This window comes from Microcoleus sp. Pol12B3 (genome assembly GCF_036701355.1).
Lineage (GTDB): Bacteria > Cyanobacteriota > Cyanobacteriia > Cyanobacteriales > Microcoleaceae > Microcoleus.
In genome coordinates this window covers 26,650-45,621 of record NZ_JAUBQS010000019.1, presented here as the reverse complement: position 1 = coordinate 45,621, position 18,972 = coordinate 26,650, and the positions used below count along the sequence as shown (strand labels likewise).

At 46.4% G+C, this 18,972-nt stretch carries 12 protein-coding genes and 1 tRNA gene; 4 read left to right on the top strand and 9 right to left on the bottom strand.

The genetic code is table 11. The annotated features are described in order from the left end of the window. Positions 1-37 precede the first annotated feature (37 nt). Positions 38-2,506: an ATP-dependent Clp protease ATP-binding subunit gene (locus QUA53_RS11985; protein WP_333097539.1), complete on the top strand. Its 2,469-nt coding sequence runs from the start codon at positions 38-40 to the stop codon at positions 2,504-2,506. Positions 2,507-2,693: 187 nt separating this feature from the next. On the opposite strand, the gene QUA53_RS11980 is transcribed toward QUA53_RS11985, so the two are convergent. The 8 genes from QUA53_RS11980 to gshA form a co-directional block, all read right to left on the bottom strand. Beyond that, positions 2,694-3,257: a Uma2 family endonuclease gene (locus QUA53_RS11980; protein ID WP_333097540.1), complete on the bottom strand. Its 564-nt coding sequence runs from the start codon at positions 3,255-3,257 to the stop codon at positions 2,694-2,696. 120 nt (positions 3,258-3,377) lie between these two features. Next, positions 3,378-7,427, bottom strand: coding sequence for a hypothetical protein (locus tag QUA53_RS11975; RefSeq protein ID WP_333097541.1), 4,050 nt, complete (start codon positions 7,425-7,427; stop codon positions 3,378-3,380). A 214-nt stretch (positions 7,428-7,641) separates the two neighbouring features. Next, the gene (locus QUA53_RS11970; protein WP_333097542.1) at positions 7,642-8,181 is read right to left on the bottom strand and encodes a redoxin domain-containing protein; all 540 of its coding nucleotides are present in this window, start codon (positions 8,179-8,181) and stop codon (positions 7,642-7,644) included. A gap of 105 nt (positions 8,182-8,286) precedes the next feature. Next, the gene (locus QUA53_RS11965) at positions 8,287-8,886 is read right to left on the bottom strand and encodes a peroxiredoxin (RefSeq protein WP_190663488.1); all 600 of its coding nucleotides are present in this window, start codon (positions 8,884-8,886) and stop codon (positions 8,287-8,289) included. Between the two features lie 127 nt (positions 8,887-9,013). Next, positions 9,014-9,086: transfer RNA gene (locus QUA53_RS11960), tRNA-Met, on the bottom strand. Positions 9,087-9,224: 138 nt separating this feature from the next. Next, positions 9,225-11,699 (bottom strand): peptidoglycan DD-metalloendopeptidase family protein, encoded by a 2,475-nt coding sequence (locus tag QUA53_RS11955; protein WP_333097543.1) that lies wholly within the window; start codon positions 11,697-11,699, stop codon positions 9,225-9,227. Between the two features lie 582 nt (positions 11,700-12,281). Beyond that, the gene (locus QUA53_RS11950; RefSeq protein ID WP_333097545.1) at positions 12,282-12,743 is read right to left on the bottom strand and encodes a tRNA (cytidine(34)-2'-O)-methyltransferase; all 462 of its coding nucleotides are present in this window, start codon (positions 12,741-12,743) and stop codon (positions 12,282-12,284) included. Positions 12,744-12,981: 238 nt separating this feature from the next. Further along, on the bottom strand, positions 12,982-14,133 hold the full coding sequence (gshA, locus tag QUA53_RS11945; protein WP_333097547.1) for a glutamate--cysteine ligase: 1,152 nt from the start codon (positions 14,131-14,133) through the stop codon (positions 12,982-12,984). A gap of 564 nt (positions 14,134-14,697) precedes the next feature. Between gshA and QUA53_RS11940 the strand changes: the two genes are divergently transcribed. Further along, positions 14,698-15,741, top strand: a complete 1,044-nt coding sequence (locus tag QUA53_RS11940; protein ID WP_333097548.1) for an AI-2E family transporter — start codon at positions 14,698-14,700, stop codon at positions 15,739-15,741. A gap of 297 nt (positions 15,742-16,038) precedes the next feature. On the opposite strand, the gene QUA53_RS11935 is transcribed toward QUA53_RS11940, so the two are convergent. Then, positions 16,039-16,854, bottom strand: a complete 816-nt coding sequence (locus QUA53_RS11935; RefSeq protein ID WP_333097550.1) for a cobyrinic acid a,c-diamide synthase — start codon at positions 16,852-16,854, stop codon at positions 16,039-16,041. Positions 16,855-17,352: 498 nt separating this feature from the next. Here QUA53_RS11935 and QUA53_RS29195 point away from each other — a divergent pair, with 498 nt between their 5' ends. Beyond that, positions 17,353-17,520 (top strand): Mo-dependent nitrogenase C-terminal domain-containing protein, encoded by a 168-nt coding sequence (locus QUA53_RS29195; protein WP_445304947.1) that lies wholly within the window; start codon positions 17,353-17,355, stop codon positions 17,518-17,520. A gap of 330 nt (positions 17,521-17,850) precedes the next feature. After that, positions 17,851-18,714: an Npun_R2479 family HD domain-containing metalloprotein gene (locus QUA53_RS11930; RefSeq protein ID WP_333097552.1), complete on the top strand. Its 864-nt coding sequence runs from the start codon at positions 17,851-17,853 to the stop codon at positions 18,712-18,714. Positions 18,715-18,972: the final 258 nt, after the last annotated feature.

The window sequence follows — 18,972 nt, the reverse complement described above, 5'->3', positions numbered from 1 at the left end:
GATACAGCCCTCGCCCAGACAGTAGGATAGAAAAAATATGTTTGAACGCTTTACAGAACAAGCCATTAAAGCAATCATGCTAGCCCAAGAGGAAGCGCGGCGCCTCGGTCACAATTTTGTAGGCACCGAGCAAATTCTTCTGGGACTCGTCGGCGAAGGCACTGGCATCGCTGCAAAAGTATTACTGGATATGGGCCTCAATTTGAAAGAGGCACGCAATGAAATCGAAAATATCATCGGTAGAGGTTCCGGGTTCCTCCCGCCGGAAATACCTTTTACGCCCCGCGTCAAGCGCATTTTTGAGACGGCGCTGAACGAAGCGCGGCAGTTAGGCCACAATTACATCGGCACCGAGCACATCCTGCTGGGGCTGATTCAGGACGATGAAGGGGTGGCGGCGAAGGTGCTGCAAAACTTGGGAATCGATCGCCAAAGAGTCCGCACCCAGGTAATTCGTGCCGTGGGAGAAGTCGCGGCGGTACCCGGAGGTAGGGGAGAGAGTGGCGATCGCAAAATCCCGACTTTAGAAGAATTTGGCACAAACTTGACCAAGTTAGCCGCAGCAGGCAAACTTGACCCCGTAGTGGGCCGCGAAAATGAAATCGAGCGCGTGATCCAAGTGCTCGGCCGCCGCACGAAGAACAATCCAGTGTTAGTAGGCGAACCGGGAGTCGGCAAAACAGCCCTCGCCGAAGGTCTAGCCCAGCGGATTGTTAATAGAAACGTCCCGGAAATTTTAGAAGACAAACAAGTAATCAGTCTCGATATGGGTTCGCTGATTGCTGGTACAAAGTTCCGAGGCGAATTTGAAGAACGGCTGACGAAAATCATGGCCGAAATTCGCGCTGCCGGCAACATCATTCTGGTAATTGATGAAATTCACACCTTAGTCGGTGCAGGCGCAATTCAAGGCAGCATGGACGCCTCCAATATGCTCAAACCCGCCCTTGCTAGAGGCGAATTGCAGTGTGTCGGCGCCACTACCTTGGACGAATATCGTAAGCACATCGAGCGCGACGCTGCCTTAGAACGGCGCTTCCAACCGATCAAAGTCGGTGAACCGAGCGTGGCTGAAACAATAGAAATATTGTACGGGTTGCGATCGGCTTACGAACAGCATCACAGACTGACCATTTCCGACGCAGCTTTAGAAGCAGCGGCTACACTGTCAGACAGATATATTAATGATCGGTTTTTGCCAGACAAGGCGATCGACTTAATTGACGAAGCAGGTTCCCGCGTCCGCGTGATGAATTCACAAACCCCCCCCGAAGTTAAAGAGCTCAAAAAGCAACTGCCGGCAGTAACAAAAGAAAAAGATGCAGCAGTGCGCGAGCAAGACTTCGACAAAGCTGGAAAATTGCGCGATCGCGAATTAGAAATTGAAGCCGAAATCGCCGAAGCTACGATCAACAAAAGCCAACTCAAAACTTCTCCCATCGTCACCGAAGAAGACATCGCCCACATCGTGGCTAATTGGACGGGAGTACCAGTCAGCAAGCTGACAGAATCCGAATCGGAATTGCTGCTGCACATGGAAGACACCCTGCACCAGCGCTTGATCGGTCAAGAAGAAGCTGTCACCGCAGTTTCTCGGGCCATCCGCCGCGCGCGGGTAGGCTTGAAAAATCCTAATCGCCCGATCGCCAGTTTCATCTTTTCCGGCCCCACAGGCGTCGGCAAAACGGAACTTACAAAAGCCCTAGCAACATATTTCTTCGGTTCCGAAGAAGCCATGATTCGGTTAGATATGTCCGAATTCATGGAACGCCACACGGTTTCCAAACTCATCGGTTCGCCTCCCGGTTACGTCGGCTACGATGAAGGCGGCCAACTAACAGAAGCAGTCCGGCGCCGTCCTTACACGGTCATCTTGTTCGACGAAATCGAAAAAGCTCACCCGGATGTCTTCAACATGATGCTGCAAATCTTGGAAGACGGCCGCTTGACTGATGCTAAAGGTCGGACAGTAGACTTTAAGAATACGCTGCTGATCATGACCTCAAACATCGGTTCGCGAGTGATTGAAAAAGGTGGCGGCGGTCTCGGTTTCGAGTTTGCTGAAAGTGCCGCAGACGGGCAGTACAACCGCGTTCGCAGCCTGGTAAACGAAGAACTGAAACAGTTTTTCCGTCCAGAATTTATCAACCGCTTGGATGAGATTATCGTCTTCCGCCAGTTGAACAGGGAAGAAGTCAAGCAGATTGCGGACATTATGTTGCAGCAAGTCTTCAGCCGCTTAACCGAACAGGGTATTACTTTGTCGGTGACAGATCGGTTCAAGGACTTGTTAGTTACAGAAGGCTACAATCCCAGCTACGGTGCTCGACCTTTGCGCCGCGCAATCATGCGTTTGTTGGAAGATGTACTGGCTGAGGAAATGCTGTCTGGGAAGTTGAAAGACGGCCAAAAGGCGATCGTTGATGTGGATGAAAACGGTCAGGTTAAGGTAGTGCCTGATGGTCCATCTGAGCCGAAATTGCCAGAATTCGCATTAAGCCATTAATGCACTCTACCAACGGATAAATACTGTTGATTGAAAACCCGGTTTCTCCGAGAAACCGGGTTTTTAATTAAATGAAACCAGTTTAAGAAAATCAACTTTAGGCAATATCCAAATCCTTATATAATAAGTCATTCCCAATTCTAAAATCTAATATCTAAAAGCTAAAATGGTATGAGTTCTGCCTCTTTTATCCCAACACATTATCTACAGCAATTTCTACATCTGGAAAAGCTAGAATAGATAAAGTCTGACCTCGCTGGAATCTTTGAATATTTTGGTATTCCGATGGAGAAGGTTCGCGATAAACTACTACACATTGCTCGTTAATATCTACCAGCCAAACTTCTACAATATTGTCTTCGGCATAAAGAGGAATTTTGATATTTCTGTCAGTTTCAGCGGTTGCATCCGCTACTTCCACAATTAGTAAAATATCCTCAGACTGAGGATGTCCCGATTCGTAAAAATCATCGCGCCGCCGCAGTAAAGAAATATCCGGTTCAGGTTCCGAGTGATCGTCCAATTCTACCGGATCTTGAACTCCAATGGTTACTCTCGATAATAAGCGGATATAGAATAACTCTGTCAGACGCTTGACATGAGATGTATGCCTTCTACCGACGGCGGCCATTTGAACAATTTTTCCTCGAATTAATTCAACTTTATCATCTTTGGTCAAGATGCCAGCTTCAATCATCTGATGATATTCTTTTACTGTAAATAACCGCTTGATTAACTGAGTTGTGATCATTGGTTATGCCGGGAATATAAGAGTTTTTGTCTGCGTTCACAGGTCTAATAATGTGATTATACTACATCGAACAGTAGTGCTTCACTAGGGCAGGCATTGCCCGCCTTACAATCGCTGAATCTAATCCCAGGATTGTAATTGCACAACCCAATGGTGCACGAAAGCAGAAATGCGATCGCGCCGCGTTTCAAAAGTAGCAGCAATCCAGATAAACACAATCCCAAAAGCCAAACCAATCGCCCATTTAATCAGCGGATAATCGAATATCAGAACCACCAACTGATAGAAAACATTGATTAAAAAAATTCCCGTTCCCACAAACAAAAACGCCCGAACTCGCAGCGCCAAACCCGCTGCAATAGCCGCCAAACTAAAAGCCCCCGCAACTAAACCGTGGTTTTGCTGAGTCAAAAGAGGCATCCCGCAAATCAGCGCAGTTGCGAGCATTCGCAGATTGTGGCGCAGCGGTTTTTCTGCTGGTAATTTGAGAGTGCGATCGAACTGAGTAATGTAAAGTAAAGAAAATCCTAAAGGAGTAACATAAAACTCTGGCTTAGTCAATCCTATTTCCCCAAACCATCGCAGCAATATCCAGTCAATTATCGCCACACTCACATAGGTAAAACGGACTTCCTGCCTTTCCCAAGCCAGGAAAACATAGAACGCGGCAGCTATCAGCAAGCTAATCGGATAAAACTTAGCCGGACTTTCCAAAATAGTAACTATTGGAATCAGCGAAGCAATTACCTGCCAAGGTTTTTTTGACCAACCCCAGTTGTCCCAAGGCAAAATGTAAATGAAATAAGCTAATAGAGAAGCGAGGGCAACTTTCCAAGGCCCCAGCGGCCCGGAAATATACTTAACTAAAGGTGTATTGATCCAGTAAAGCCGGATGCCAAAGGCTTCGAGCCAGCCCAAGTAAATCCAAATTTCTGCCCATTGGCGATCGAGATTATTTCGCCCTTGCAAGAAAGCATATTGAACTAATAAAGCACCAGTGACTAATCCTAAACTTAAGCCGGACTTAATATCATCGGCAGAAGCCCAAATCAGCAGCAAACTGCTCAAAACCCAATGCAGGTGAGCAAATATTTTTAACTCTGCATTAGTTAAATGTAAATAATTGCTGAGCCAAGGAGATAAAATGCGATAGATATATGTTAAAGTTGTGCCGAGAGTTGCCAGGACAATTAAGCCATCGCCAAAAGCTCCTCCCGGTGTTTGAAAAAGTTGATATAGTAGCGATTCGTAAGCCGCAACGGAGAAGCCAATTAATCCCAAATAAACCAAAGGTTTGAATTCTGGCTCCCGCCTACCAATTCCGATCGCAATTAAAGACGCCCCCAACACAGTTAAACCAGTCCAATTCGTCAAAGTGTGCGATCGGAAAGTTAAACCCAATACCCCGTAAACCAAAGGTATAAAATGAATGCCAGGTAAAATTGTTGGATCGGGGTGGCGGCGCCGCCATACATCACCCAATAATTGAGTAAACAATCCGAGAGCGATATTAGCAACTGCCAAATTAATCGTAGTGCGATCGACAAAACTCAAACCCACTGCTGTCAACAACTCCAAACTCCAAGCCAAGGCATAAATTGCCAGAGGGGAAAGTTGGCGTAAATTTCGGAAAATAATCGCAGCCATTATCACCAAAATAGCAGCCAAAACTTCAGTAGAGGGCTGGAAACTTAAGCTACTGCCTGCGTAGAGTTCATAGGAATAAAAAGTAATAGTTGTTAACAGCAAGCTTGCCAGTAAGATTGCCCATCCATCTAAAGCTCGCTCGTAAATTTCACCTAATTGAGAAGGCTCAGGCAAACGGTTGGAAAAACGAACTATTATGCTGCGAAGCAACCACAGACACAAAAGAGCGATCGCCCCGGCAATTCCCCAAAGCCAACCAGACACAAAACCTAATTGATCGATCGCTGCAGCTACGAAACTCAAGCCAAATCCCACTTCAATTACAGCCGCTGGCAATTCGACTAAATAGTAAGTATTAACCAACATTAATCCGGCTGCCAAGCCCAAACCAATTAACCGAAACCCCGGAAAAAGAAAAATTATAAATTGTGCAAATATTAGGGCGATTGTACTAAATGTACTGGCAACTTTTTTGTGAGGACTCTCAGTATATTTAGCAACACCAGTCAATGCCAAAGGAGTTGCCAGCCAGAGCAAACTCCACTGAGGGCGATGAGTGGCAGTACCCGCAATCACATAATTTTGCAACAAGATAAAGCTGAATCCTGCTAATACTAAGCCCAAATACCAGGAACTTTGGGACCAAGCAGGATGCCAGCGGAAAAAGCCAGAATTTTCTCGGAAAGTCGCCGCTTTCATCCAGACAAAAAATACCCACTCAGCAACCATAAAAATCAATAATATTGCCGACCAAATATTGGGTGGCTGGTTGGGCAAAAATAAGTCAATTGCAGAAGCTATCGCGCATAAACCAATAATGTGAGTTATGGTAATTAAAATTGCCGGATTTCCCGGTTGTTCAGCCGCAGAAGCCGACCTCGAAACTCGCCGAGAATTATCTGGAATTACGTATTTCCAAGTAATCCAACCTAGAATTAAAGTAGAGACGAATAAATTGAGCGATCGCCAAAACGGATTGACAAAACTAATAATAGTTAAACCACTCCCCAAACCGAGAGCAAGGTTTTCGCCAAAACTGGCAAGTTGAAACCTTCGTTTGCGGTAGAGCCACTGCGCTGCACTTACCATTAAAATTAAATAAGGCAAAAGCAGAACACCCCAAAAAGCCCAAGGAGTTTCCTGAGAGTTTGTAAGCTGAGCTAAAAATGCCACAACTTGTGTTCTAATCCCTAAAGGAAGCACTCGCCAAAACAGCCAAATACTCTGAAGCCCCACCGCCTCCAGCATTAGCAAATCAAACTCTTGCCAAAATCTCACTAAACGGTTATAAAAAAACCAAACAGCCAATCCGCTAACTGCGATCGCCTGTAGCGGAATGTCGCGAAAACAAACCAGGTACCCCAAACCCAACAAACCCATTCCCGCTAATTGCCAGTTAAAAAAGTTGCTGGGATTTGGCTGGTCGGATATATTATTTTCAATAGTTTCAGATGCGAGGGGGTGCTGCCAATCCAGCCATGCTAAAAGCACGCCACAAATCGCCAAAGCTAAACCCATTTCAGCGATATTTACATCTTTGACAAATATCGCTCGACCCAGTAAAATTCCTAACGAATAAGCTATTAAAGCCGCTTTTTTGTAAGTCAGAAAATCTCTGCTCAAACTGAAAGCAGCGGGGAATGTTTCAGTAGTTACCCCACGTTGGATAGATTGCAATCGTTGTTGCTGAACTTGATAAACTGTAATAGCAGCAGTTCCCACTGTACCCACATAAACCGCAGTAAGGGAAAAGCCGACAAATGCCCACCCCCAGTGCAAATAACTCAATCCCAAGTGATTTAGGGCGATCGAACGAGTGATGTTTTTTCCAGAACAGCTTTGATATTGATCTTTGATAATCCGGGCAGTTATCCAAGTCAAAATAAGTGCCGCTGCGATTGCTACCACCCAATCCCAAGGATACCCCCACAATCCAAAAGTATCCATTGCCCAAAAATTGATCGGCACTAGCAACAGTGTCACTTCTTGCAAAGTTTGAGCAGTCAAGTGCAAATTAACCTGTCTGTTGGCCCAACTGCTAATCGCCCAAAAGGTTAAAGTATAAGCTAATAAAACTCCATATTGTCCGGCGGCCGGAAATCTTTCCCACTGACTGGCAGCTAAGACTCCAGAGGAGACAACTACCATGAACACTCCTAAAAACAACAGCCACACCACGCTAATTTCTGCCATTAGCGAGTGCAAAATTTGAGCGATAAAATTAGGGGTTTGAGTAGTTTCTGTGGGCCTAGCAATGCTTTCTCTGCTGCTAGGTACTGCTTTTTGCGTTGATAAGGCAGGTATTTTTGGCTCGGCAAAAGGATCTCGCGACTCCTCAATTTCAGAAAGGTCTACAGCGGGCTCTGTGAGTGGGCAGACTAAATACTGGCGGCACCATTCCTCAACCTCAGCGGGCGAAAGCAAACCTAGACGCAGCCACGCTTCTAAACCTGTCAACAACTCAGGATGCGACGCTAAGACGCTCAATTCAATTTTGCTCGTTCGATCTTTGGGAGACGACATTGGCTTAAACTTGTACTAAGTACCTTCAAGCTATAGCCTAGATTAATGTCGAGCGAACATGGCAACATTCCGCCATCGAAATTGGCACAATAAGTATTTATAACTAAAGGTCGCTTGCAGCCAGTGTCAACCTATGAAAAAATCCCGCTGATGGGCCTAAACCAGCGTACATCAGCGGTGAAAAACTCTTAATTAGGACACAGTAGCGGTGTCCTTACCGATCGACATATTTCAATAAAGTGTCCACACTAGCATTGTGGTCTATGAAAGAAAACAAATGTTTGAAGAGGAGTTTTCCATCTGCATCCAAAACAAACTGAGCAGGCAAAGGAGCACCTAAAGCCTGACCGACTTGATAAGCCCGAAACACTTTACAGCCTGGATCAGAAAGCAGAGGCATTTTCAAGCCTAAATCTCTAACCACAATTTGGCTTTGGCGATCGTCGGTACTGGCCACCATCAATAATTCTATATTGCGATCGGCAAATTTTTCCCAGTTTTCATTCAAAGCTTTAATGTGAGGAAAACAGAAAGGGCAATATTGCTTTTCAGTAAAAATCCGCGTAAAAGCCAAAATTACCGGCTTATCGCCGCGATAATTCGACAGCCGTACCAATTTTCCATTATTAATATCCGGCAATTCAAAATCTGGCGTCATCTGCCCCAGGTTCAGAACATTAGTCGCCGGAACAGGCAATAAATTTTGGAAAAATCGCTGATTTAACAAGCCGCTAAAATTAGTAGAAGTCAGCATATTTCCTAATTTGGTAATTGCTAATTGCTAATTAAAAATCCAGTTAAATGAATTTCCCTGCGGGTAGGGACACGACCGTGCCGTGTCCCTACACCTATAATGTGCTTAAACTGCAGCAAAGAATACCTTAGACTTGACCGGATCGGGAGTCATAGTCTTGTCACCGGGCTGCCACCCGGCGGGACAAACTTCATCGGGGTGAGACTGGACGTGTTGGATAGCTTGCAGAGTACGGAGAGTTTCATCCACGTTGCGGCCAAAGGCAAGATTGTTAATAGTAGAGTGTTGGATGATGCCTTCTTTGTCGATGATGAACAGACCTCTGAGGGCAACGCCTGCTTCAGGGTCGAGGACGTTGTAGTCTGAACTAATTGTTTTTTTGAGGTCAGCAACTAAGGGATAGTTGAGGTCGCCGACACCGCCTGATTTGCGGTCTGTTTGTATCCAAGCGAGGTGAGAGAATTCGCTGTCAACGGATACGCCGAGGATTTCGGTATCGATTTTCTTGAAGTCCTCGAAGCGATCGCTAAATGCTGTAATCTCAGTCGGGCACACAAAGGTGAAGTCCAAGGGGTAGAAGAACAGGACTACATACTTTTTGCCTTTATAGTCTGACAGTTTAACAGTCTTGAATTCCTGATCCACTACGGCTGTTGCTGCGAAATCGGGTGCAGCTTGACCAACCCGGAGGCATTCACTGGTCATAGATTTTGTTTCCTTTTTTACGAACTGTTACAAATATATCATACTCATAACGACTACAAGTATCTTCTGGATAAATCAAAAAAAATACGCTCTCAATTTTGAGAGCGTATTTTTTTTGATTTAATAATGGCTCAGGCGGGATTTGAACCTGCGACCTTGGGCTTATGAGTCCCCTGCGCTAACCACTGCGCCACTGAGCCAAATCTACTTCACGATTTACTATCGTAGCACGGTAGGGCTAGCTATGTCTTCTTTTCACACAACATTATTTCTCATAACTTCCAGTAAAAGTTATGAGTTTTGATAATCATTCAAAACCCATAACTTCCGACCAGTCGTTACCGAGAAGCGCTGGACGCATCGTCTGGCAGAAAAGCCATTGGGTTGATAGCACCCTGTCCGGCGGGATGAATTTCAAAGTGCAAGTGAGGCCCGGTACTGAAGCCCGTGCTGCCCATTTCGGAAATCTGTTCTCCTTGAGCAACTTTCTGACCCTTTTGCACCAAAATCCGGCTGTTGTGCGCATAGACAGTCTCAGTGCCGTCAGGATGGGTAATTTCCACCAGATACCCGTAGCCGCCGTCGTTCCACTGAGCATAGGTAACCACCCCGTCTGATGCTGCCACAATTGGCGTGCCGATCGGCCCTGCAATATCAATTCCTTTGTGCATCCGTCCCCACCGCCAGCCGTAGCCAGAAGTAAGAACACCCTTCGACGGCCAAATAAACCCGTTAGCCGACTGTTGTTTGCCGTTAGGCAGATAAGTATCAGGGCTCGAAAGCGGAGGCAGTTCTGGAGAAACCATCCGTCCCAAAGACGGGTTGCTTAGGGGATCGTAACCGTCGGCTCCCAAAGGAGCAGTTGCTACCACAGGCCGCTGCCCAGCAGAGGTCGGCGTCAGGTTTATCGGTTGCAGTTCCGCGGCGCGAGAGGGGTCTAAACGCTCTTGCTGCTGCTTCTGAACATGCTCAGACCAGGCTCTCGATGGCGGTCTGCTGATTTCATTCTGCACCGCCTCAGTATAGTCGGGGGTGTAGAGATATGGATTGACACTTGGCATATCCTCAGACGGGTTGACCGATGGCCCGTCAGTTGGAGCTAGGGACACCGCATTGGAGCCGATCGAATTGCGCGAGGCACGATATTCCTCTCGCAGCCTGACCACTTCTGCCCTCAAGCGTTCGGAATAAGGGTTGAGAGCTTCTGCGGTGGGGAGAGCCTCCGAATTCGAGTCTGGTAAAGCGCTAGTTGGATCGGCATTTGAAGCCTGGGCGCTAGTATTTGCCACGAAGCCGATCGGCTGCGGGTATGCTCCCGTAGCGATAGCGGTAGCATTTTCACGGGCTGGTGCAGGCAGGGCACTGGTGTCAACTGCACCTGTAAATGTTGGTTCGCCTTGGAGATCCAGCTTCCGTGGATCGCTAATGGTTTGGGAAACTTGAGTCAGCGGAATGCTATTAATTTGGGGAACCATGGGCGCTGAAATATTGTTCAGACCTTCCAGGTTCTCCAGGGGAGAGACAACAGGCACTGTGGGTGCGGGTGCTGCAACGCCAGCACCGGCTATTTCCGAGGTAGACGAGCTGGGGTTCAAAGATGCGGGAACCGAACTCGCCGCCCAGACAGATGTAGAGTTGGAGGCAGAATAAGATGCTGCAGCCTCCACCCCTGGATTTTTAAACCCAACTTGGGGAATTTTGAGCCGTTGATTGACATTCAGCAAGTTGGGGTTGCCCAGCTTGTTGACGGAGATCAGATCTTTGGGCGATACGCCGTGACCTTTGGCGATCGCATCTACCGTATCTCCCGGACGCACGCTGTATAGAACCTCAGCCGGCGCGGCGGTACTTCCCGCAGGGGGGACTAGCACAGCCGAGGGCACACTTGGTGTTGCCAAAGACTGTTCAATTGACTCGAATGCTCTATCGGGCGATGCTGCTTGACCTTCCCCGGCATTGGGAATTACAGGTGTGGCATTGAGGTCAGGAATAGTTGTCCCAGTTGCATACCCGGGAGAGGTCTGCGTCGGTGCTGACTCGGGTAAAAATGCCCCAGGTGTAGATAAATTTGCTCCCCCCTCAGACCCTAACAGGGTTCGACCCGATTCTGTGGTGCGGTTTTCCTGTTTTTTCAAACTGTCGATCGCCCCGTCTGCATTCGGGATGTCGATCGAACTTTGTTCCGGTACCGCCGTGACCAGCGGGGTCGCTGCGGTTGATGGCAGCGCTGTCATGGCTGCACTATCCAATGGCTCGGAGCCAGTCAGATTTAACTCTTGTTCGGGATTGACCGTCGCTGCGTGCTCTAGCCCAGCCGATGTGCTATAGCCTGCGTTCTGTTGTGGTGTGGCTTCCGTCGCAGTCGGAATTCTGAGCTGTTGGCCAACTTGGAGTATGGTATCGGGTTTGATGTCGTTGGCAGTTGCTAGTGCCGACGGTTCAACTTCATAATCCCGAGAAAGCTCCCAAAGGCTTTGCCCCTGCTGCACCTTAACCGCCACCCGGTCAGAAGGTGATCCGGGCTGTTCGGCCCTGGAACCGTCAACTTGTGCGGAGGTAGCGGGCCCGTTGGCCGAGACTGGCTGTACTTCAGCGGTGGATTCTGATGTCGGTGCGAGTTCAGACGCGCGAGCGCTGTCTCCATTTCTCGGTAGCAGGATGCCAGAAGCACCTACCGATATTGCCAGCCCGATCGTGGCGAGAGAGCGAACTCTGCCTGTGCTGAGCGTTGTCTGTTTGGATGGTTCCGCAGAACCGTCTCTGTCGATTTCACTAGCCTGAACAGGCTTAATTTGGGGATATGTTCGTTTCAAAAAAACGACCTCCTACTGAGAAGCGCTAACTGTCCTTGGAAACACTCAAGGGGATCGCATGACGCTGAGTTTAAATCAACAAGCAAAAATATTCTGATTGTTGACAGCTATCATGCTTAGGCCAGATTACCTTGCTTTTTTAATTTAGACAAGCTCAAACCGTCAGAAATTTTAAAATTCTCGGTCAAACCTGCTGCAATTAACCCCACAAGCCTTACACCGCAATAGCTGGAACGAATACATAAATTCTCCGTTCCGGTAAGGCTCTGAACTCTCACCTATTATCAGACTTTAGGCTAATTTCCGGACAACCTACAACCGTATATTTACTAGATATAGTGTTCAGACCCAAGCTGGTACTCGCTCACGCCCTAAATCGCTAAAATTCTCTGTTTTTGTTGCTGAATCATCTTGGGAGTAATTTGGTGTTGCTGATAACAATCTGTTTTTGAATGAATAAAATATATTAATGTCGGCTATCGAAATTTTCACTCCTTTGATACAAATTTCTTATATTAAAATGGAGACTGGGCAGCCTCGGCCAGCTATTAAATATCTATATATTTATGTGTTGATAATGATTTATCCCAGCTCCCCCAACTGTCGTTTAGCCTCAAATAAACCCACAGCGGCGCTGACGGAGAGGTTCAAACTCCTGACTCCAGGCTGGCTCATCGGAATAAAAAGTGTGGCGTCGCAGGCATCCAAGACGAATTGGGGAATGCCTACAGTTTCCGAGCCAAACATCAGCCAGTCGCTGGGCTGAAATTGGAATTGCGCGTAATTGCATCGCCCGCCAGTGCTGAATCCGATCGATCGTCCCCCGCGCTGCTCCCGATAGGCCTGAAAAGCCGCTAAGTCTTCGTGGCACTGGAGGTTAACGTAGGGCCAGTAATCTAAGCCGGCCCGTTTCAGGTAGCGATCGCTAATTTCAAACCCCAGCGGGCCGACTAAATGCAGTTCCGTGCCTGTGGCAGCGCAAGTGCGGGCGATATTGCCAGTATTTGGGGGGATTTGCGGGTGAATCAAGACAAGTTGGGGCATGAAGCTAATTAAACAGCGAAAAATACAGCTATTGGGAAATTTATAAAACTACCCAAAGGTAGATATACCTTATAGCTTTTATTTATAACCTTTGTCGAGCTCCATTGATTAAATATTCTGATTTGTTTTTGGGAGTCGCTCTGCAACTTTTGACCGAGAGGTTCGGGCTATTTGTATTTGCCGAGTAAGCATAGCCAGGGGGCTAGTGAAAGCCCCCGTTATCATAACGGCCGATACTTCAGGCAACTAACTGGGCGCACAAGTTGTCTTCTAGCTCCCATTCTTGGTGAGCCATCCCCTGAATCCCTTGCAGAATAATACTGCGGGTGTCCGAACCGCCCTCGTGCAGCTTCAACCACTGCTGGGCCGTGTTGCCTTCCCGGAGAATCTTTTTGAGGGGCGAGAGAAAGCAACTAAAGCCGCGTTTTTTGGCTATAGGCCAGACTTCGCGGTAAATTTCCTCAATCCAATCTCGTGCCAGAATAGTTCTGCCGTCTTGCCAGTGGGTAAGTTCGGCATCCAAACTTTGCCGGGATGCAGCAATTTCGTTGGCGTCTGTGAGGGCAACTAAGTCTTGGTTGCGGGTGGCTGCAGGCAAGGTGCTGAGTTCTAAGGGGTCTAAGCTGGGGTCTTCCATCATCTGCCAGATGCGAGCTTCTAGTAAGGCAGTGATGGCTAACAAAGCCAGAGGATTGACTTCGAGGTCGCAAATTCTCAGTTCGAGGCGGTTGAGACAGTAGGGGCGGCGATCGCCATTTGGTCGCACTGCAGACCACAAATGGCGGACGTTTTGCATAGTACCGAGTTCTAGCTGTTCTTCAGTCCACTGGATGTAATGTCTGTGACTTTCAAACAGGGGGACGATAGCGGGAGTTTTGGGAAACAAACCCCACCGAGTCGAATGATAGCCCGTGACTTCGCCGTCGAGGAAGGGGGAAGAGGCGCTCAAGGCAAGGTACAGCGGTGCTTCGACGCGGACGAGGCGGATGGCGCGCATCAGCATTTCTGGTTGGGAAATGCCGATGTTGATGTGAATGCTGGCGGTGACGACTTTGGTGCCGTAGGTTTGCTCTATGTAGGTGTGGTAGGGGTTGTTGGGATCGGATCGGTAAAATCGATCGCTCCCTCCGAGAGACAAGGTACTTCCCGGCAGCAAGGTATAGTCGCCCAATTGTTTTAAATACTCGCGCAGCCGAACTCGTGGCTTGACTAAGGCACACAACAGGCGATCGTAGCTGCACAGCGGGGCGGTCGTGTACTCCACATTACGGCTATCAGGCTCCCGGACAAATCCCTCTAGATCGGCAACTATGCGATCGGATAGACCGACAACCTCACCTTCGGGAGTGCCGGTATACATTTCTACTTCAAAGCCTTTTGATAGCAGCACGTTTGTTCCTCAGCTAAGTTGAGTGCTAGTTTCTAGTATCCCAAAAATTGACCTGTTCATACTATCTTCCACGGGGCAGAGTTGAAATTTTTCGCCACTGGCAGTGAAACCCGGTTTTTCGGCGCCAGCAAGTTTGAGCGTTTGTTTCCTAGTTGGAGGGCTGCCAGGAGTATTTCTCCTGGCAGCAAAGAGTCCGAGGCGGTTTTAGAGTCAAAAAGGCTCTTTGTTTGATCGCGGGCGTGTTTTATGCGGTATTCGTGACGGACGATCGAACTTATGGTGAATAGAACTTACTCCTGCCTCAGTTCTACATCTGTTTTCTGGGGAGCATCTCAATGAAAGCAGCCCTCCGCTAGAAATTGGAGTTTTGAGAACCGAGGCTGCGAGGCTCTCTTGCTGCGAGGAAAGAGGAAGAAGGAAGGAGCCAGAAGAAGTGTTTTTACAAATATGAGATGCTCCCTTTTTCTGCCTTGAGGGGGATAGCCACAGATATATCTTGGGTGCGATTCTAAAAGAGGGCTCTGCAATATTTTTGAGTTCTAATATTAACCCCTAAAAATCCCTGTGAAAGAGCAAGAAAGAACCCCTCCCAATTTTTGGAATATGCTAAGCAATTTAGCCTTAGTCCGGTTTTTGCTTTTATTTGCTTCAGGTTGGGCTGGACTGCAACTTTTAGCTTACTTTGAAACAGCAGTCGCGGTTTTCACCATTGCTGCACTCGTGGCTTTTTTGCTCAACTATCCGGTGCGAACTCTCCAGAGATTTTTACCGCGAAGTTTAGCTGTTGCCTTCGTTGTCCTACTCACCATTTTCGTTTTTGGCGGTCTCACCGTCACCGTAGGCGTCACTCTTTTATCTCAAGGACAGCAATTAATTGACAGCATGACTGAATTTGTGAATGCTTTAGCGCCTCTTTCCGAGCGCATCGAAGCATTCCTGCGGGCAAGAAACCTGCAAGTTAACCTGCGAGTTATTGAGGAACAACTGCGAAATCAAGCTTTGGCTGGAGTTGTTTCGAGTATTGCTTTTTTACAAATATTTTTAACCAATTTATTGAATTTAATATTAATTATGGTGGTGGCTTCTTTCATGTTACTTGATGGAGAGAGGCTGTGGCTGTTGGTTCTAAAATTTATACCTCGACACCTGCACAAACGTTTAAGTTTAACAATAGAGCGAAACTTTTTAGGATTTTTTCAGGCACAAATTCTGTTAATGTTATTTTTGACAACAGCAAGCTTTGTAGTTTTCCTGCTGTTAGAGGTGAGATTTCCTTTAATTTTAGCATTTATTATCGGATTGTTTGATTTGGTTCCAGGGATCGGGGCGACGCTGGGAATTAGCTTAGTTTGTTTTATTGTATTGTCTCAAAATGTGTGGCTAGCTTTAAAAGTATTGGCAGCTTGCATTGTTTTGCAGCAAATTCAAGACAACTTTATTCATCCGAGACTGATGCAAAATTCCCTTAACCTCAATCCGGTAGTGGTATTTTTTGCACTGTTAGTCGGGGCAAGATCAGCAGGACTTTTAGGTATATTTCTGGCAATCCCGCTAGCGGGAGTGATAGTTAGCTGGTTTGACATTGAAGAAATGCAAGCGGAAGGTTAATTGATACAGCCATCCTATTTTGTATCAAATCTTGCTGAAAAATTCAGTTTTAACTGGCCGACTAGAAGTCCCATGCTTCAAAAACTATCCTGTGTCCAACGCGCCAATAAAAGTAAAGAGAAGTAAAAAGAAAAAAGCAACGTAGGGTACACCTCACATCTTGCACCATTCTCAATAACAGGCTTTTCGGCCTGTTCCACAAAGAGTGAATTTTATTGTGGAACAGGCCGAAAAGCCTGTTCATAAAAGGATTATTGAGAATGGTGCAACATATGAGGTACACCTTACTGCGTCAAGTCAATGAATAAATTGCAAGTCAGTAGGAAATCTTTCTTCTTCTGGTTCTGGATCATAAATGTAATCGCAGTCAAAACGCAGAGCTTGAGAGTGGCGACTGATAGAAAATCCGCAATTACTGACCATTTCTGTAGTAAAAGTTGCCATGACTAACTCAATTAGCCTTCTGTAGGAAATGTTAGGTATTTGAACGTAATAGGTGCGTCTGGCAAAAAAGATTCTCTCATCTTTCGGGAGAATTATGCCATTAATTCTGTGTGCGTGTTGAATCGGCTTGATATATGTTTCAATAAACTGCGACTGATTTTTTTGCAGTCTCGCTAATCTTTCGTGTTGCAACCAGCTCATTTGAAACACAATTTTAATAAATTCAAAGCCCAAAATGTAGTTAAAAACATTATTGCGTTCTTCTGTACTCAAGACGAAGCGGAGTGCAGATTCTAAATATTGGTCAGTTTCTCGGCGCGATTGTTGAGCTGAGTGGATATAAAATTGTTTGATATAGCTTCTTAAATCTGATTCGTTTAATTGTTTTTTGACCCGAAATCTGATTAAATACTCTTTGACTCGGTGTAGAGTATCTACATCTTCAAACATTTTTGATACTAAACCGTCGGCTGTATAATTATCTAAAAATTCTGCTTGCAAGTCGGGAGTAGATGCACACAATATGTAGCAGAGGGACAAGACATAGCGCCGTTGGTTCCAAGGCAAGCTTTGGGCCCATTCTTTAACTTCTGCAGGGAGTTTTTGGAGCACGGTATCGGTGTGGGGGAGTTGAGCAAGGTCGGCATATTTATGTTTTTGTTTAATCATTGCCTGAAACCTTATATTAGTAAGTATACAGAGTAGTAGATCGCAGATGATGGGAGAGGGGAGCTGTGAGGGAGGGCGGTCACTTATTCTGTCTTATTTTATTGCCATCTATCTAAATATACATTCTGGAGGGAACAGAGGGCGTGATCTGTCTCACACTTTAGCGAGTTTTAAATCACAAATACTAGCTTTTCGCATCACATTTTGCGACTGTGAGTGTCACTCATAAAACTTATTCACGTCACCGGAGCAACAGTGGGTTTCGTTGAGGATTAAGTCGGGTGATTTATAAGTTTTTGTTAGTAATGATTACTGAGATCAATCATGAACTTGACTACAAGTATTTTCCCGGAAAATCAGTGCCAAGACTTAACTTTTTGCGATCGCCTCGTGCAAGCAGTGCGACAGTGACTTGATAGCACTGCATGCAGGGGGAGAGCCGCCAGTAACTTAGCGGTGTGCCAAGTTATACTCGCACGGTGTTCTTGAGAGAGATATATTCAGTTATTGGGACACCATCTTTTATACATACCGCCTATGTGCAAGCTTAATCCTGTGTATGAGGAATTAATGGGGTTGCGTTTTCCATCGCTCTCGTTTTTGGGCGGAAGCAGCGAAAACAGATACAAGTTTCCGACAACAGTGGTGAGCAACCCAAAATTTTAGATCCTACTTCTCGCCCCCAGATGTATCTGTCGAGTAAATCTAAAATTTAAAATCGACTGACGTATGCACGGAAGATGGAACACCATACTGCTGATTGAGGGGTGTCATACCTCGATCGTCCATTTATCTCAATTATTGATGGGGTGTGTCGATCTGGTAGTTGCGAGAGCCATAATTTAAGCCATAATTGTTGATAATATCAATGGATGCGTCTCGATAGGAGTTGGTCTCCATCGTAGCGCTTAAGCCAAAAATAAGATTAAACGGTAGCACCAAAAACAATAACTATAAAAATAATTTAATGATCTACGTGGGCTCAGGGAAGTGAATATGTTTAATGCAACTGAACTGCTGATTAATGCTTTTGTAAATCGACTGATTGAAGGCTACCGGTACACCTACGGCGGGTTGAAATCTGACTATAGTGAAATTATTGCTTGGGCAGCGAGTATGGCTTTGGAAAATATTGCTAATAGCGATGCTCTTTACCACAATGTGGAACACACTATTTTAGTGACTTTGGTGGGACAGGAGATTCTGCGCGGCAAGCACATCCGGGAGGGTGGTGTTTTATGTGAACATTGGTTGCATTTCCACATTGCTTTGCTGTGTCACGATATCGGGTATGTGAAGGGGGTTTGTCGGCAAGATCGAACTGATTTGAGGCTGTATGCAACGGGGATAGAGGATTCGCAAGTGAAGCTACCTCCGGGGGCGACGGATGCGAGTTTGACGCCTTATCATGTCGATCGCGGAAAAATGTTTATTGATGAGCGTTTTGGCGGTCACAAACTGATTGATGCTGAGGTGGTTAAGCGTAATATTGAGCTGACTCGTTTCCCAGTTCCTGCCGATGAAGATTATCAAGATACTGTCAATTATCCAGGTTTAGTGCGCGCTGCTGATTTAATTGGTCAGTTGAGCGATCCACGATATTTGCAAAAGATTGCGGCGCTGTTTTATGAGTTTGAGGAGACTGGGCAAAATCTGGTTTTGGGCTATCAAAATCCGGGAGAGTTGCGAAATGGTTATCCGAAGTTTTATTGGAATGTGGTTTATCGATATGTGAAGGATGCGATCGGCTATTTGGAACTAACGCAGCAAGGGAAACAAATTGTTGCTAATTTGAGCGCGAATGTTTTTCGGGTGGAGCATTCTCAGGTTCCAGAGTCTGCGGTGGCTGTAGTTAGCTAGGGTTGGGGTGGATGTCGCGCGATCGTTCTTTTTTGGGATAAGTAGATCGCTCTAGTTAAATACTGCTGCATAGTCAGGGTAGCTGGGATGTTGCACGATTCTCAAGAATCCTTTCAGAGCGGGCTCTCCTGCCCTGCCACAAAAAAATCAACTCTTTGTCGAATCGGCCCGAAAGCCTGTGCGAGCGACAATGGTGCAAGATATAAGGATAAACGACTTGCACAAGGATTACAACAGGAATTGTAGCAAGTAATGCAG